Source organism: Nocardia sp. NRRL S-836 (assembly GCF_001279525.1).
In the GTDB taxonomy this organism is placed as follows: Bacteria; Actinomycetota; Actinomycetes; order Mycobacteriales; family Pseudonocardiaceae; genus Lentzea.
On sequence record NZ_LGDY01000114.1, the window covers coordinates 169,627 to 184,371 of the forward strand.

Consider the following 14,745-nt stretch of genomic DNA (forward strand, 5'->3'; position numbering starts at 1 on the left):
AGGCAGCCCCGCCAGTCCCCCAGGACGCGACCTACGTCTCAGCACCGAAAACGGCGGCGCACCCGCTGACGGGTCGTCAACGGGTGCGTGATGGCCGCAACGCCGGTCAGCCGGTCGCCCGCTCCCTGCGGCGGCGGGCCAGCTCGTCCTCGGTCAGGGGAGCGATCTCGACGCCGTCCGCACGTTCGGCCGGGAACTCGTGGATCGTCCCGCTGATCTCGCGCATCGCCCCGCTCACCGCGATGCCGAACACGCCCTGGCCGCCCTGCAGCAGGTCGACGACCTCCTCCGGCGAGGTGCACTCGTAGACGGTCGTGCCGTCGGAGAACAACGTGATGCGCGCCAGGTCCTGCACGCCGCGGCGGCGCAGGTGGTCGACGGCGACCCTGATGTTCTGCAACGAGACGCCGGTGTCGAGCAGCCGCTTCACGACCTTCAGCACCAGGATGTCCTTGAAGGAGTACAGCCGCTGGCTGCCGGAGCCGTGCGCCATCCGCACGGTCGGCGCGACCAGGCCGGTCCTGGCCCAGTAGTCGAGCTGCCGGTAGGTGATCCCCGCGATCTGACACGCCGCCGGACCCCGGTAACCGACGAGTTCGTCCGGCAGCGAGGAGTCCGGGAACAGCTCACCCTGCTGCCCGGATCCGGCCCACAAGGGCGCTTCCTCGACCACGCCTGCCTCCCCTCGCCAACGGCCACGAAAGTCGGGGCCGTCAAGCCGCCGGATCCACTCGCGCGGACCGGCGACATCCACTCGAGTTCGACGGTAAGACCGGTCCGAGGGCAGGTCAACGCGACGCGCGGGGAGTGTCGGCCCCCAACCTGAGGTCGACCCTCACACCGTCACCCGAACTAGGACGTTCAGGTGACGTTTAGTGATTGTTTAGCGGCCAAGGTGCGCGGAACGTAGTCCGTCCGAGGGACGTCCGAACGGACGGCTACGGCGCCGCGTGAAGCGGAGCGCGACAACCCGGGGCGAACTCAGGTGTCGGCGCCCCGGAAGTCCTCCGGCGAGACAGAGTCGAGGAACTCGCGGAACTTCTCGACCTCGTCCTCCTGCTCGTCCGGGATGATCAGACCGGCCTCCGCCAGCACGGACTCCTCCGCGTGGATCGGCACACCGACGCGCAACGCCAGCGCCACCGAGTCCGAGGGCCGCGCGGACACCCGCACGTCGCCGTCGAACACGAGCTCGGCGAAGAACGTGCCCTCCTGCAGGTCGGTGATGCGGACCTGCTCGAGGTTGCGGCCCAGCGCTCCGATGACGTCCTTGAGCAGGTCGTGGGTCAGCGGGCGGGCCGGACGGACACCCTGCTGCTCCAGCGCGATCGCGGTGGCCTCGACCGAGCCGATCCAGATCGGCAGGTAGCGCTCACCCTCGGTTTCCCGCAGCAGGAGGATCGGCTGGTTCTGGGGCAGCTCCACCCGGACGCCCACGACGCGCATCTCGCTCATCGGGTCTCGCCTCCCTCTGACTCGTTGGGGAGTACCCGGTTCGTCTCCGAGCATCCCCCGGCGTATGCGTTCGACGCTACCCGCCAAGCGGGCCGTGTGCTCAATCGTTGCGGGCGGAACGTGATCAAGACAATCGCGGCAGACCCGCTCGCACCGGCACCGTGTGCAACGAGGCGGGGAGGCCGGCTGATTCCCGGACCGTCCCGGGAGCTGAGAAGGACTGCGGCACGACCACCTCGTGGCTCGCCACAGCGCGGACCGCGCGCAGGTGCCCGCGCTCGACGCCAAAGTCCGGTCATCGCCCGGATCGTGCGGAGCGCGGTGACGTCATCCGCGGTGGAACGACCGCCGGGGCAAGGGCGCGGCAGACCGGCACGCTCCAGCTGGGACAGCCGGGCGGCGCTGGTTCCGGCCTGGGGCGGCACATCACCGCGGGACACCGAAGTGGAGTCCGGCCGGGTTCCTCGCGGATCATGGTGTGGCGGCAGGTGCCTGTCGCGTTGCACGGACAGCACGAACCGCGGCCTCTCGACATCCGCCCGGTCGAACCGGAGGCGGTGCGCCGGGCGGACCACCCCCTCCGCTTCCGGGAAGCGGATCTCGGAGGTGGTCACCTCGGGGAACACGGGGCGGAGCTGCGCGAGCACCGCCCCGGTGCTCATGACCCCACGGCTGAAGGGCCGCCCGGCCGGTACGCGATCAGGCTCCCGCGGAACCGGGACCCGTCAGGAAGACCAGGCGGAACTTGCCGATCTGCACCTCGTCACCGTTCGCGAGGACGGCCTGGTCGACCGGCTCGCGGTTGACGTAGGTGCCGTTCAGGCTGCCCACGTCGATGACGACGAACTCGCCGCTCTCCCTGCGGAACTCGGCGTGGCGGCGCGAGACCGTCACGTCGTCGAGGAAGATGTCGCTGTCGGGGTGGCGCCCCGCGCTCGTCGTGTCGCGGTCCAGCAGGAACCGCGAACCGGCGTTCGGGCCGCGCTTCACCACGAGCAGCGCGGAACCGGCGGGAAGGGCGTCGACACCGGCAACGGCCGGCTCCTGCGCGGGTGCCTCGGTGCCGCCCTCCATCTCCTGGAGGAAGTCCGCCCGGAAGACGGAGGTCCGCTCCGGGGACTGCTCCGGCGGAACGCCTGGGCCGTCGTTCGTGCTCACCTGAGCTCTCCTCCTGCTGCTGGGTCCGTCGTTTCCGGTAAAACCTATCGCGTTCGGGTCGCTGCCCGAGGAGCGGCTCCCCTTCCGGCCGAAGATCCGGCGAAAGATCGACGTCACTCCTTCTCCACCAACGCCTTGTACCCGTCGGCGTCCAGCAGTCCCTCGACCGCCTCGGGGTCGTTCAGGCGCAGCTCGACCATCCAGCCCTCGCCGTACGGGTCCGTGTTGATGGACTCCGGCGACTGGACCAGGGCGTCGTTGATGGCCACGACCTCGCCGTCGAGCGGCGCGTAGAGGTCGGACACGCTCTTGGTGGACTCGACCTCGCCGAACGTGTCGCCGGCCGAGACCGTGTGGCCCACCTCGGGCAGCTGGACGAAGACCACGTCACCGAGCTGTTCCTGGGCGTAGTCGGTGATGCCGACCCGCACGGTGTTCTCACCTGTGCGGACGACCCACTCGTGTTCCTCGGTGTAGCGAAGCTCCTCGGGAATCAACTGACTGCGCTCCTCGTGCTGAACCTGTATGGGGTGATCTTTTCACGCGGCCTTTCCGGGAGTGACCCGCAGGGCCGAGAAGAACTGGTAGACGTACAAAAGCGCCGACCACAGGTATAACGCCCCGCCCCACGCCGTGAACGCGTAGGCGAACGGCTGGGCGATGTGCGCCCACGTCCAGTCGCCCTGCGCGAGCAGCAGCAGGGGGAACGCGTACAGCAGGTTGAACGTCGCGGCCTTGCCCAGGTAGGTGACCTCGAACGGGCCCCAGCCGCGGTGGCGCAGGACCAGCAGGCAGAGGCCGACGACGACCTCGCGCGCGACCAGCACGAGGGCGATCCACAGCGGCACGATGTCCCTGATCACGAACGCGAGCAGCGTGCAGAACACGTACAGGCGGTCGGCGGCCGGGTCGAGCAGCGCGCCCAGCCGGCTCATCTGGTCGAGCCAGCGGGCGAGCTTGCCGTCCAGCCAGTCGGACAGGCCCGCGAAGACGAGGACGAGCAGCGCCCAGCCGTCGGCGCGGGGTCCGAGCAACAGGTACAGGAAGAGCGGAACACCGGCCAGCCGCAACACGCTGAGCAGGTTCGGAATCGTCAGCAGGCGATCAGCCGGGTCACGCACACCCGCACTCTAAACGAGTGGCTGCGCAGGGGCTGCCGGATGGCGTCACGGCACGCGGTGCGACTGGTTGCGGGTGGTGCGTGGTCGGTGCTGTTCTCGTGGTGCCGGGTCCGGTGGTGCGGGGTGGTTCAGGCGGACCTGGTGAGGGTCCAGCCGCGGCGGTTCAGCTCGGCCCCGGTGAGCGCGTGCGGGCGGCCGCGGTCGTCACGCCCCACCCAACGGGCGCGGAAACCCTCAAGCACGTAGGCGTGACCCCTGCTCCACACGACGCTGCACGGCGCGGTGGGCAGCTCTGCGGTCGGCTGCGGCTGGGTCTCCGTGGCGGTTCTCATCTCAATCCCTCCGTGACATCAGGGATGTCGTGCTCCGGGGTTCCGGCGTTATCCCTGTGAACGGATTCTGTCCGACTGTGGTTCAGGACACGTGTCCGATTCGGGTCCGAAGCGTTAACTGGGCGGAACACCGCGCCGAGCTGTTCGGGCCCGAAGCGCGGCGGATGTCCGGGTCGTTGCCTGCGCAACCGTTCGTCGCGCACCGATGACCACACGTCTCGTCAGTTCGATCGGCTCGGCCTAACGTGAGCGCGTGGACCACGTGAAGTTCGGGCCGGAGCTCCTGTCCCGGTTGATGGAGCACCTCTGCTCGCAGCTGCACGGCTGCCGCGGGGTGGGGCTGTCGGTGTGGCCGGACGGAGCGTTGCTCAGCGCCGTGGGGGTCGCGGAGCAGCTGGACCAGGCCCAGGTGGACGGTGCGTGCGGACCGCTCGTCGACGCCTCGCGCGACGAGCGGCAGGTCACCGGCGAGGTCGGGGGCTGCCACGTCGTGGCGGTGCCGGGCAGCTGGGGTGACGGCGGCCCGGTGGTGCTGACGGTGTACCTCGACCACGAACCGCACGCGGAGGACCTGAAGGCGATCGAGGAGACCGAGCCGCTGGTCGCGACGGCGGCCGCGGTGGTCGAGTTCTGCTCGGGCGAGGTGCTGCGGGCCGACCAGATGGTGCGGATGGTGCAGCACCGGCGCTACATCGAGCAGGCCAAGGGACTGCTGATGGCTTCGCGGCTGTGCACGCCCGGTGAGGCGTTCGAGCTGCTCGTGCGGGCGAGCCAGCACGCGAACGCGAAGCTGCGCGACGTGGCGATCGCCCTGGTGCTCGTGGTGGGTGGTGAACTGGAGGACAACGGCGACGAGGTGACGTTGCCGCCGCAGATCGCCTATGACACCGCTCGCAGGCTTTGGGGAGCATTGCATGTTTAGCGGTTCCCCCACTCGGGTACGGACCCCACGATCTGTCCTGTCGAGCGGCCTCTCCCGTACGGTGAGGGCGCAGCGGTTGAGCCAGCAGCCGCGTGGGGGGCCGCTGCTGTGGCGGCCTCCTAGTTGTGTGCGAGTAGGGAGAACATCGGTGACTGTGCAGGACCCGCAGACCATTGAGCTGTCGGCCCGGCAGCCGGCCGAGGGCGTCACGGTGCTCGCCGTGTCCGGCGAGGTCGACATGGTGTCCGCGCCGACGTTGCGCGAAGCCCTGGTGAACGGTCTCACCGACGGCGGGACGTTCGTGGTGGACATGACCGGCGTGACGTTCCTCGGTTCCGCCGGCCTGGCCGTGCTCGTGGAGGCGGCGCGACTGGCGCCGCAGCACAACGCGGCGCTGAAGGTCGTGGCGACCAAACGGGCCGTGACGCGGCCCCTGGAGGCCACCGGCCTGGGTGAGGTGTTCAGCGTGCACGAGTCGGTGGACGCCGCGCTCAGCTGATCCCCTCCGGCACGACGGTGAGCCGGTTGCCCGCTGCCGCCAGCGCCGACGCGACCTCTGCCAGCGCGTGCGCGACACCCTCGCGGTGCGCGCCGAGGCCGGTCAGGTCGACGGTCAGCGGCACGGCGCCGCCGCGCGCCGCGGTGATCAGCGACCGCCGCAACGACGGTCCCGCCGAGGCGGGCGCGTCGCCGCGCACCACCGCCACCACGCCCGAGGAGGTCTCGTAGGCATGCACGTGGCAGTCGGGTGCGGCGTCCGCCGTCGTGGGCGACGGGGTACGGGCCCTGTGCAGCCGCACGGTCGTGCCGTTCGCCGAGCGGTGGATCTCGACGTCGTCCACGCTCTCCCTCATGAGCAGGAGTCCCCTGCCCCGTGTGGTGAGAGCGGGCGGCGGCACGCGCCACCGGCCGTGGTCGACCACGTCCACGGTGATGCCGCCGTCGTGGACGGCACTGGCGTGCACCTCGATGGTGCCGCGCACAGGTCCGGGGTAGGCGTGCTCGATCGAGTTGTTCACCGCCTCGCTGACTGCGAGGACGAGGTCTTCCGCCTCGTCCCCGGTGACACCGCCGCCCTGCAGCCACTCACGCAGCTGATGGCGCACACGCCCGGTCTCGTGCGCGTCTGCCGGAAAACGGAGGGCCAGGAAGTCCTCGTGCACCAGCACAACGCTCCTCCCCTTGATCTCTTGCCTCCAGCAGGGGATTTCCCTGGGCACCGAGCCGATACACGTGTGAAATGAGATCGTTTCGGGTACGGCATTGATGTGCCGGCCTACAGCAGAACGGACTACGAGGTGGGTGTGACGCAATTGTCAGGGGTCGAACTGCGCATGGCAGCGGACCCGACGCAGCTCTCCATCGCGCGCGCCGTCGCGGCGGACATCGCGATGCGGCAGGACTTCGACCTCGACGCGATCGAGGACCTCAAGCTCGCGGTCGACGAGACGTGCTCGACGCTGATCACGCTCGCCGCCGACGACGCGGTCCTGAGCGCCCACTTCGCGGTCGACGCCGCGGGTGCGGTCAGGGTGAGCGCGAAGGTCGCCGCCAAGGCCGCGGCCGGGCCGGACGAAGGCAGCTTCGGCTGGCGGGTGCTGACCGCGCTGGTGGACTCGGTGGAGACCTCTGTCGCCGAGACCGAGGGGTTCGTGGTCCGCATCGACCTCGTGAAGTCCTCCGCTGGGGCGGTGGATGAGTGACCGGGTCCGAAGAGGCGACCACGACGACCTCGACGACCTCGAAGGGCGGTGACTACGACCACCTGGCACCGCTGTTCGCCGAGCTGGCCGTGACGCCGCCGGGGCCGCAGCGGGAGACGTTGCGGGACCGGCTCGTCACCGAGCACCTGCCGGTCGCCCAGCACATCGCGCGGCGCTTCGGCCACCGCGGTGAGCCGCACGAGGACCTCGTCCAGGTGGCGACGGTCGGACTGATCAACGCGGTCGACCGGTTCGACCCCGACCGCGGCAGCGACTTCCTGTCGTTCGCGGTGCCGACGATCATGGGTGAGGTGCGGAAGTACTTCCGCGACTCGTCGTGGTCGGTGCGGATGCCGCGGCGGCTCAAGGAGCTGCACCTCGCGATCAACGCCGGCACCTCGCGGCTCTCGCAGTCGCTGGGCCGCGCGCCGACACCGTCGGAGCTGGCCGAGCACCTGGGTCTGAGCAGGGAAGAGGTCCACGAGGGACTCGCGGCGGGCAACGCCTACCAGAGCGCGTCCCTGGACGACATGCTGATGTCGGAGGACTCGTCGATCTCGCTCGGTTCCACGATCGGCGAGGAAGACCCGGAGATCGCGATGATCGAGCAGCGGGAGGCGTTGCACCCGCTGCTGCAGAAGCTGCCGGAACGCGAGCGCAAGATCGTGATCATGCGGTTCTTCGGCAACATGACGCAGACGCAGATCGCGCAGAAGGTCGGCATTTCGCAGATGCACGTGTCGCGGCTGCTCGCGAAGACGTTGCGTCAGCTGCGCGACGTCCTGGAGGAGTGACCCGTTCCCGAACGGTGAACGTTCCCACGACCCCGCGTCCTCGTTCCGGAACGAGGACGCGGGGTTTCTTCATGTGCCCCGGAGTGCGCAATGCGGGTTGCTCTTACGCGGCACGCACGCGGCGGCGTGCCGCCGAGATGATCTGGCGCCGTTCGTCTTCACCCATGCCACCCCACACGCCGTAGGGCTCCTGGGACTCGAGGGCGTGCGCACGGCACTGCGCGAGCACCGGGCACTGCGAGCAGATCGCCTTGGCCTTCTCCTCGCGCGCGGCCCTGGCGTAGCCGCGCTCGTTGTCCGGGTGGAAGAAGATGGCGCTGTTCTGGCCGCGGCACAGCCCTTCCATTTGCCAGTCCCACACCTCGGTGACGGGTTTGGGCAGACGGGTCGTGCAGGTCATCGCGACTCCCTAGGACTGGGGCGGAAGAGTTGCGATCACTGCGTACCCGTGGTTCGGCCGGGGATAAACCTGTGCGGGCGGTCTTACAGCCGCTCGGGCGCGGAGATTCCGAGCAGGCCGAGTCCCAGGGTCAGCACCCGGCCCGTGAGGCGGAGCAGGTGCAGGCGGGAGTCCTGCAGCTCCTGCGTCTCGGCCTTCTTCACCGGGCAGTTCTCGTAGAACGTGGAGAGGGCCGTCGCGGTGTCGAACAGGTAGGCGGTCAGCTTGTGCGGGGCCAGGTCGTCGATGGCCGCCTGGACCGCCGAGGGCAGCTGGAGCAGCTTCAGCGCGAGGTCCCGTTCGGCCTGCTCGGCGAGGGTGACGGGGGCGTCTTCCGGGACCGTACGACCGACCTTGCGCGCGATGGAGTGCGTGCGCGCGTTGGCGTACTGCACGTAGACGGACGTGTCGCCGGTCTTCGCGAGCATCTTGTCCCACGAGAAGACGTAGTCCTTCTCGCGGTCGTTGTGCAGGTCGGCGTACTTCACCGCGCCGATGCCGAGGACGCGGGCGAGCTCCTCGCGCTCGGCACCCTCCACTTCGGACGTCTCCGGGATCGCCTTCTCGGCGTGCTCCACGGCCTCGGTGAGCAGGTCGACCAGCTTGATCGTGCCGCCGGCGCGGGTGCGGATGGTCTTGCCGTCCTCCCCCAGGATCGTGCCGAACGGCGTGTGGACCGCCGTGTGCGCGTCGTCGAGCCAGCCGGCCTGCTTCGACGTCGCGAAGACCATCTGGAAGTGCAGCGTCTGCGGCGCGCCGACCACGTAGATCAGCTGGTCGACCGCGCGCTCGCGCACCCAGTACCGCACGGTCGCGAAGTCCGTGGTCGCGTACCCGTAGCCGCCGTCGCTCTTGCGCACGATCAACGGCTGCCGGTCGCCCTCACGCCCCTTGAAACCGGGCGGGAACACGCACAGCGCGCCGTCGGACTCCTCGACCAGCCCCTTCTGCTGCAGCTCGGTGATCGTGTCCGCGAGGAACGGGTTGTAGAAGCTCTCGCCGTAGGTGTCCTCGGCGGTGAGCTTGATGCCCAGCACGTCGTAGATGTGGTCGAAGTGCCGCTGCGACTCCGCGACCAGCTCCCGCCACAACCTCAGCGTCGCCTCGTCACCACCCTGCAGCAGCACGACCCGCCGCCGCGCCCGGTCGGCGAACGCCGGGTCGCTGTCGAACTTGGCCCGCGCCGCCTGGTAGAAGCCGTTGAGGTCGCTGATCCGGAACTCGTCACCGTGCCCGAGGTCGGTGAGGTGCTCGATGAGCATGCCGAACGGCGTGCCCCAGTCGCCCAGGTGGTTGTGCGGGATCACCTCGTGCCCCGCGAACGCCAGCAGCCGCGACAACGCGTCACCGATGACCGTCGACCGGACGTGCCCGACGTGCATCTCCTTCGCGACGTTCGGGCTGCTGTAGTCGATCGCGATCCGGCGCGGCTCGTCCGTCGTCGGCACCCCGAGCCGGTCGTCGGTCCCCAGCCGCGCGACCTGCTCCTCCAGCCACCCGCGGGTCAGCCGGAGGTTGATGAACCCCGGCCCCGCGACCTCCGGCGCCTCCACGACGTCCGCCGAGCCGAGGTGCTCGACGATCAGCTGGGCCACCTCGCGCGGGTTCTTGCCGACCTTCTTGGCCAGGCTCATCGCCACGTTGCACTGGTAGTCCACACCGTCTCGGTTGGACGGTCGGATCAGCGCTTCCTCCGCGGTGATGTCGACATCCAGTGCGGCGCGCAACGCCCGCGCGACCCGCTGGCCCAGCTCGAGCCCGACATCCCCACGCAGCACTGAACCCACCTTTCGACCGCGGCTTTGCTGCCCAGTATTTCACCAGCCGCAAACCGAATGGCACCGCGGCTGGATCGGGCGGCGTTCCGGGTGGGCGGGCTGGGTGGGCGGGCTGGCGGCGCGGAGGTGGTGGACGTGGGGTGAGGGGGCGGCGCGGAGGGGGGGCGCGCGGGAGGCGGATGGGGCGGTGCCGGAGGTGGGCGTGCGCGGGTTGAGGTGACACGCACGGTCAGACCGCGGCGAGCGGTCGCGCAATGTGCGCACGGGAGCGCGGCGTGTGGGAGGCCATAGCGCGCGTTAGGGGCGCGCGGGTGTGGGCAGGCACGGCGTGTGTGGGAGGCGTGACGCGCGTTGCGGGCATGGCGCGCGTTGCAACGCCACACGCCAGCGGCGGCACACCGCGCGCACGGGAGGCGCGGCGTTCGTGCGCGAACACGAGCGTTGGCGAGGCGGCAGCGCGCACGGCGTCCCGTAGGCGAGCGGCCGGGCAACGCGCGCAGGAGGTGCGGAGTGCAAGAAGCCCACGTGGGCGAACCGATGCCCCGAAGCGCCACCTCCGAACCCGCGCCCGTGTGCCGAACGAACGGACCGAACCCCTCAGCCGGGTCCGCGCCGTCTCACCAGCCCGTCACCACCGCCCGAGCAACAACGCACCGCCCCCGACGAGTGCCGCCACGCTCACCAGCCCGAACAGCGTCACCCACCCGAACGCCGGAAAGCCGGTCAGCCGGGCCAACTGGTCGGCGTCGGACTGCGGTGCCTGCCGGCGCCACCGCTTGACCTGCAGCTCCCACACCGGCCGGACGCCGCCGAGGAGCAGGAACCAGGCGAACACGTACGCGGCCGCGTCCCTGACCTCCGGTGCGGCGTAGAACGAGATGAAGAAGAACGCGGCGCCGGTCACGATGATGGAGAGGACGCCGAACACGTTGCGGATCATGATCAGCATGGCCGCGAGGAAGCCGATGGTGATCCAGAGCATCAGGCGGATCTGGTCGGTGGTGATGAGCAGTGCGGCGCCGAAGCCGAGCAGTGAGGGTGCGATGTAGCCGGCCAGCGCGGTGAAGACCATGCCGGGGCCGCGGGGTTTGCCGCGGGAGACGGTGAGGCCGCTGGTGTCGGAGTGCAGCTTGATGCCGCTGAGGCGGCGGCCGGTCAGCACCGCGAGCAGGGCGTGGCCGCCCTCGTGGGCGATGGTGATGACGTTGCGGGTGAGGCGCCAGACCGCGGACAGGGCCACGGCCAGGAAGGCGGCGAGCGCGGTGCCCCACGTGATCAGGACCTCGTGCGAGAGCAGTTCGTCCGGAAGCATCGCGACATGGAAGCAGACGCGCCGTGAGAGCCGCATGTGGGCCTCTCACGGCGCGTCTGCTCCGGACAGGGGTCTTCGGTTGTCCGGGTGAAGCGACTAGTGCTTGATCCGGTGGTCGATCTTGTCGCGGTCCACGCGGTCGGTCTTGGGGTCCACCACGGCCTGTTCCTTCGTGATGGGCTCCTGGGCGCGCGGGCTGACCGCCGGGTCCACGTGCTCGATCGTGCGGTCGTCGCCGCGACCGATGTGGTCGTGGGTCATGCCGTCGTGGGTCACGCGGTCGTGCGGGCCGACGTGGTCGTGCCGCTCGTCGTACGCATCGCGCGGCTCCGGCAGGTCGGGGTCCTCCTCGATCAGCTTGCGGCGCGCGGGCAGAACCGCGAGCAGCAGGCCGAAGAGGGCGATGCCGAGGTGCAGCCAGTTGTCGTTCGTGTTGAGCGCCAACGGGTTGCCGATCGCCGACACCGGGTTCTGGGCGACGATTCCCGTGATCATCAGGCCCCAGACGAACAGGGCGCCGAAACCGAGGAACAGCAGCCACCCGTACAGCCGGGCGAGGCCCGAACCGAGAGCCATCACCAGGCCGAGCACGCCGACGATCACGTGCACCAGGTTGTGCAGCGCGTTGACGGAGAACCCGAGCACGAACGAGTGCGTGGCCCAGTCGTTCACCCCCGTGCGGGTGAAGCCCACGACGCCGAACACGATGAACGCGATGCCGGCCAAGGCGGCCAGCAGCTGCACTGGTTGCAGACCGGCGACCTTGACAGTGACGCGGTGGTGGGTCATGACGCCCTCCAGGCTCCGTACTTGGTCGCCGGAGTACTACCCTGCGGCCGCTCCGGCCAAACCGTGCACGGACACATCGGGCATGCCATTGCGCGCCACGACGACGTTGCGCTTGGCGATGTGCACCACGCGCGCACGAGACGGGTTGACCAGCACGGTCACCTCGGCGTTGAGCTCGGCGTGGACGCGGACCTCGACCTGGGTGCCACAGGCGGCGGCGTTGCGCAGGGCAGCGGACAACGTGTCCAGGTTCCACGGTTTGACGAGCCGGAACTCGAACTCGTCGACGTGCAGGACGGCCCACAGCTCGGTGCCGGTGGGTGGGTCGGTCGGGTTCATGCGGCGGTCTCCTCGCGGGCCTGGGACGAACCGGTCCGGCGCCGGGCGGTGCTCGGCTTGCGGCCAGGTTCGTTGCACTGCACCGCGTCGGCCCTGACGCGCTCCCCGCACGTCGCCGCCGCGGTGGGCGGGCGCACGCGCATCTTCCACCGCGGCAACGCCTTCGTCGACGTCACCTGGGAACGCCACGCACACCCCGCCCGTACTCAAAGAGGACGGTGCGGGGTGTCAGATACGGCCGGGCATCGCCTGCGGTTTGCGCCCGATCCCGGCGTACGCACCGGGAACCACGCACGGCGCCTCGATCTCCAGGCCCTCCAGCAGCTGCTCGACCGGCTGCGGGTGGGAGAGCACGAGGAAACCGCCCGCGGGCAGCGCGTGCCGGTAGCGGCGGACGACGCGGCCGGGACCGGTGGCGTCGTCGATGTACCGCAGCACGTCCACCATGAGTACGGCGTAGGGCGCGCGCAGGTCCAGGTGGGACAGCACCCCCGGATGCCGCAGCACCTGCTCCGGCCGGCGCAGGTCCGCCTGGATCGCGCACGTCCGCGGCTCACCGCGCAGCAGACCGCGGGAGAACGCGGCGGTCACCGGGTCGGAGTCCACGTAGACGACGCGGGCGTCGGGCAGCGTCTGGTGCGTCGCACCGCACGTCGGGATGCCGGAGCCGAGGTCGAGGAACTGGCGCACGCCCGACTCCCAGCAGTGCCGGACGGCGTGGCGCAGGAAGAGCCGGTGAGCTCGGGTGACGAGCGGCAGCTCCGGGTCGATCCGGACGGCCTGTTTGGCGAACGCGCGGTCGGCGGCGTAGTTGTGGGCGCCGCCCAGGTAGTAGTCGTGGATCCGCGCGGCGTTCGGCCGACGTACGTCGACCTCGTACCGGGCGAAGGCGGGGACCGCAGCCATTCGCAGAGCGTAACTGGCGCCTAGACCATTCGGGCGAAGTTTTCGAAGATTCTTTGGGGCCGTCTGACATTCACCCGGTTGACGGCGGGCCCGGTCCACCCCACAGAGACCGGGCCACGTAGCACGTACGGGAATCGAACCCGTGTTTCCGGAGTGAGAATCCGACGTCCTGACCACTGGACGAACGCGCCGAGAACGAGCATTAAGAGAAATGCTCGAAGAAAATGGTTGGACATGCTTTCAGCTGGTCACAGCTTGGCCGGAGCTCCGGTCCATTCATCTGCTCGGATCATGCAACAATCATGACCGACCACCCGAGAAGGCCGCAAAGGAATTAATCGAGCCACATCAGGGCGAGCCAGAGCGCGGCTCGCGCGTCGGCGGAACCGAGGTCGCGGCCGAGCAGCCGTTCGGCGTGGGCGATCCGGTGCCGGACGCTGTTGCGGTGCACCCCGAGCACCGCGGCGGCCCGGTCCCAGCTGCCGTGCTGGCCCAGCCAGGCCCTCAGCGTCTCGACCAGCTCCGGCCTTCCGACCAGTCCGGCCAGCTCCCTGCGGGCGAACGCGGACGCCACCGCCGGGTCCAGCAGCGAGGTCAGGTCGGACGAGGCGAACGCGGGCGCGCCGGTCGCCAGTGCGCGTGGCAGCAGGGCGGCGGCCTCCGCCACGGCGGCGCCGATCTCGGGAGCGGGCAGGGTTCCCGACTCGTCGGCGGCCACCGGCGCGGACACGCCGACCGGGCCCGTCACCGCGACCCCCGCCGAGACCAGCGCGAGGAACCCGTCCGCCGCCTTGGACACCAGCGGCCCGTACCGCCGGGCCAGCACGTCGTACTCCACCCGCGACTCCCCCGCCACCACCCGGTACGGGCCGGGCCCCAGCACGGCCGCCAGGTCCGGCACCCGCGACCGCAGCAGCACCGAGGCCGCGAGCCGCGCGAGCCGGCCGCGTTCGCTCTCGACGTCCCTGCGCAGCAGTCCCAGCAACGCCAGCGCGACCGCGACCACGGCCCGTTCGGCCGGCGACAGCGCGGCCGCCCGCCGCACCACGAGCACAGAGGACTCGACCGGGTCGAGCGTCACGTGCTCATCACCCACCCGGGCGGAGGCCGAACGGGGGCCGGTTCCGGACGCGACCCGGTCCACGAGGGACGCGACGTCCGCCGGTGCCGAGGCGGGTTCGACGAGCTCCGCGCGGCAGTCCAGCACGACCGCCAGCGTGGTCAGCACCGACTCCACCGGCCGGACGCGGGTCGCGGCACGGGTGAGCGCGCGCTGGCTGTCCGCGAGCATCCGCTGCTCCCTCACGGCGATCTCCGCGAGCAACGCGCCCAACGCCTGCGACACGGCCAGGAACGGCGTGGACGGTGGCACGACCAGCAGCGGCATCCCCTGCTCCGCGCAGGCTCGCACCAGCGACGGCGGCACCGCGGGGAACTCCGGCTCGACCCCGAACCCGATCGCCGACACGCCTGACGACACCAGCCCGGCCACGTAGCCCGGCACGTCGTCCGGGAACCGCACCCCGGCCGTGAGCAGGAGCTCCTCGCCAACCAGGTACGGCGTCGGGTCGGCGAGCTCGGACACGTGGGCCCAGCGGACCGGCCGGTCCAGTCCCGACGCTCCACTGAGCACGGTCAGCCCGAGGTCGGCTCGGGCGACCAGCGCGCGCAGCGGGACGGTTTGCTCAGCCACAAGC

The 14,745-nt window shown here is 70.3% G+C and carries 19 protein-coding genes and 1 tRNA gene; 4 read left to right on the forward strand and 16 right to left on the reverse strand.

What is annotated here, in order from left to right; genetic code table 11:
* Positions 1-106: 106 nt before the first annotated feature.
* The 6 genes from ADL03_RS28705 to ADL03_RS28730 all read right to left on the reverse strand — a co-directional run bounded on the left by ADL03_RS28705 (position 107) and on the right by ADL03_RS28730 (position 4,066).
* Entirely contained in the window at positions 107-673 is a 567-nt protein-coding gene (locus ADL03_RS28705; RefSeq protein ID WP_053736673.1) for a MerR family transcriptional regulator, read from the reverse strand.
* A gap of 308 nt (positions 674-981) precedes the next feature.
* Positions 982-1,455 (reverse strand): bifunctional nuclease family protein, encoded by a 474-nt coding sequence (locus ADL03_RS28710; protein WP_030468959.1) that lies wholly within the window; start codon positions 1,453-1,455, stop codon positions 982-984.
* Positions 1,456-2,154: 699 nt separating this feature from the next.
* Positions 2,155-2,613, reverse strand: a complete 459-nt coding sequence (garA, locus tag ADL03_RS28715) for a glycogen accumulation regulator GarA (protein ID WP_053736674.1) — start codon at positions 2,611-2,613, stop codon at positions 2,155-2,157.
* Positions 2,614-2,726: 113 nt separating this feature from the next.
* Complete coding sequence (gene gcvH, locus ADL03_RS28720) at positions 2,727-3,140, reverse strand: glycine cleavage system protein GcvH (protein ID WP_369809034.1); 414 nt, start codon at positions 3,138-3,140, stop codon at positions 2,727-2,729.
* Between the two features lie 12 nt (positions 3,141-3,152).
* Positions 3,153-3,734 carry a CDP-alcohol phosphatidyltransferase family protein gene (locus ADL03_RS28725; protein ID WP_053736676.1) on the reverse strand — a complete coding sequence of 194 codons (582 nt, stop codon included), beginning with the start codon at positions 3,732-3,734 and terminating at the stop codon, positions 3,153-3,155.
* A 128-nt stretch (positions 3,735-3,862) separates the two neighbouring features.
* Entirely contained in the window at positions 3,863-4,066 is a 204-nt protein-coding gene (locus ADL03_RS28730; protein WP_053736677.1) for a hypothetical protein, read from the reverse strand.
* A 253-nt stretch (positions 4,067-4,319) separates the two neighbouring features.
* Between ADL03_RS28730 and ADL03_RS28735 the strand changes: the two genes are divergently transcribed.
* A complete protein-coding gene (locus tag ADL03_RS28735) occupies positions 4,320-4,988 on the forward strand; it encodes an ANTAR domain-containing protein (RefSeq protein ID WP_053736678.1) in 669 nt (222 codons plus the stop codon).
* 148 nt (positions 4,989-5,136) lie between these two features.
* Complete coding sequence (locus ADL03_RS45885; protein WP_231642367.1) at positions 5,137-5,487, forward strand: STAS domain-containing protein; 351 nt, start codon at positions 5,137-5,139, stop codon at positions 5,485-5,487.
* On the opposite strand, the gene ADL03_RS28745 is transcribed toward ADL03_RS45885, so the two are convergent.
* Positions 5,480-6,157: an ATP-binding protein gene (locus ADL03_RS28745; RefSeq protein WP_053736680.1), complete on the reverse strand. Its 678-nt coding sequence runs from the start codon at positions 6,155-6,157 to the stop codon at positions 5,480-5,482. The genes ADL03_RS45885 and ADL03_RS28745 overlap by 8 nt on opposite strands.
* A gap of 135 nt (positions 6,158-6,292) precedes the next feature.
* On the opposite strand from ADL03_RS28745, the gene ADL03_RS28750 reads away from it, so the two are divergent.
* Positions 6,293-6,691 (forward strand): ATP-binding protein, encoded by a 399-nt coding sequence (locus tag ADL03_RS28750; protein ID WP_231642370.1) that lies wholly within the window; start codon positions 6,293-6,295, stop codon positions 6,689-6,691.
* A gap of 62 nt (positions 6,692-6,753) precedes the next feature.
* Positions 6,754-7,485 carry a SigB/SigF/SigG family RNA polymerase sigma factor gene (locus ADL03_RS28755; protein ID WP_197288736.1) on the forward strand — a complete coding sequence of 244 codons (732 nt, stop codon included), beginning with the start codon at positions 6,754-6,756 and terminating at the stop codon, positions 7,483-7,485.
* Positions 7,486-7,588: 103 nt separating this feature from the next.
* On the opposite strand, the gene ADL03_RS28760 is transcribed toward ADL03_RS28755, so the two are convergent.
* The 9 genes from ADL03_RS28760 to ADL03_RS28800 all read right to left on the reverse strand — a co-directional run bounded on the left by ADL03_RS28760 (position 7,589) and on the right by ADL03_RS28800 (position 14,741).
* Positions 7,589-7,885: a WhiB family transcriptional regulator gene (locus ADL03_RS28760; protein WP_053736682.1), complete on the reverse strand. Its 297-nt coding sequence runs from the start codon at positions 7,883-7,885 to the stop codon at positions 7,589-7,591.
* 83 nt (positions 7,886-7,968) lie between these two features.
* Entirely contained in the window at positions 7,969-9,702 is a 1,734-nt protein-coding gene (gene argS, locus ADL03_RS28765) for an arginine--tRNA ligase (protein WP_053736683.1), read from the reverse strand.
* A 628-nt stretch (positions 9,703-10,330) separates the two neighbouring features.
* Positions 10,331-11,014, reverse strand: coding sequence for a M50 family metallopeptidase (locus tag ADL03_RS28770; RefSeq protein ID WP_053736684.1), 684 nt, complete (start codon positions 11,012-11,014; stop codon positions 10,331-10,333).
* A 96-nt stretch (positions 11,015-11,110) separates the two neighbouring features.
* Positions 11,111-11,803, reverse strand: a complete 693-nt coding sequence (locus ADL03_RS28775) for a DUF4383 domain-containing protein (RefSeq protein ID WP_063798736.1) — start codon at positions 11,801-11,803, stop codon at positions 11,111-11,113.
* 36 nt (positions 11,804-11,839) lie between these two features.
* Positions 11,840-12,142 (reverse strand): hypothetical protein, encoded by a 303-nt coding sequence (locus ADL03_RS28780; RefSeq protein WP_053736685.1) that lies wholly within the window; start codon positions 12,140-12,142, stop codon positions 11,840-11,842.
* Positions 12,139-12,318, reverse strand: a complete 180-nt coding sequence (locus ADL03_RS28785; protein WP_053736686.1) for a hypothetical protein — start codon at positions 12,316-12,318, stop codon at positions 12,139-12,141. The genes ADL03_RS28780 and ADL03_RS28785 overlap by 4 nt, the downstream gene beginning before the upstream one ends.
* Positions 12,319-12,370: 52 nt before the next feature.
* Entirely contained in the window at positions 12,371-13,048 is a 678-nt protein-coding gene (locus ADL03_RS28790; RefSeq protein WP_053736687.1) for an SAM-dependent methyltransferase, read from the reverse strand.
* 119 nt (positions 13,049-13,167) lie between these two features.
* Positions 13,168-13,239: transfer RNA gene (locus tag ADL03_RS28795), tRNA-Glu, on the reverse strand.
* 143 nt (positions 13,240-13,382) lie between these two features.
* Complete coding sequence (locus tag ADL03_RS28800; RefSeq protein ID WP_053736688.1) at positions 13,383-14,741, reverse strand: PucR family transcriptional regulator; 1,359 nt, start codon at positions 14,739-14,741, stop codon at positions 13,383-13,385.
* Between the last annotated feature and the right edge of the window lie 4 nt (positions 14,742-14,745).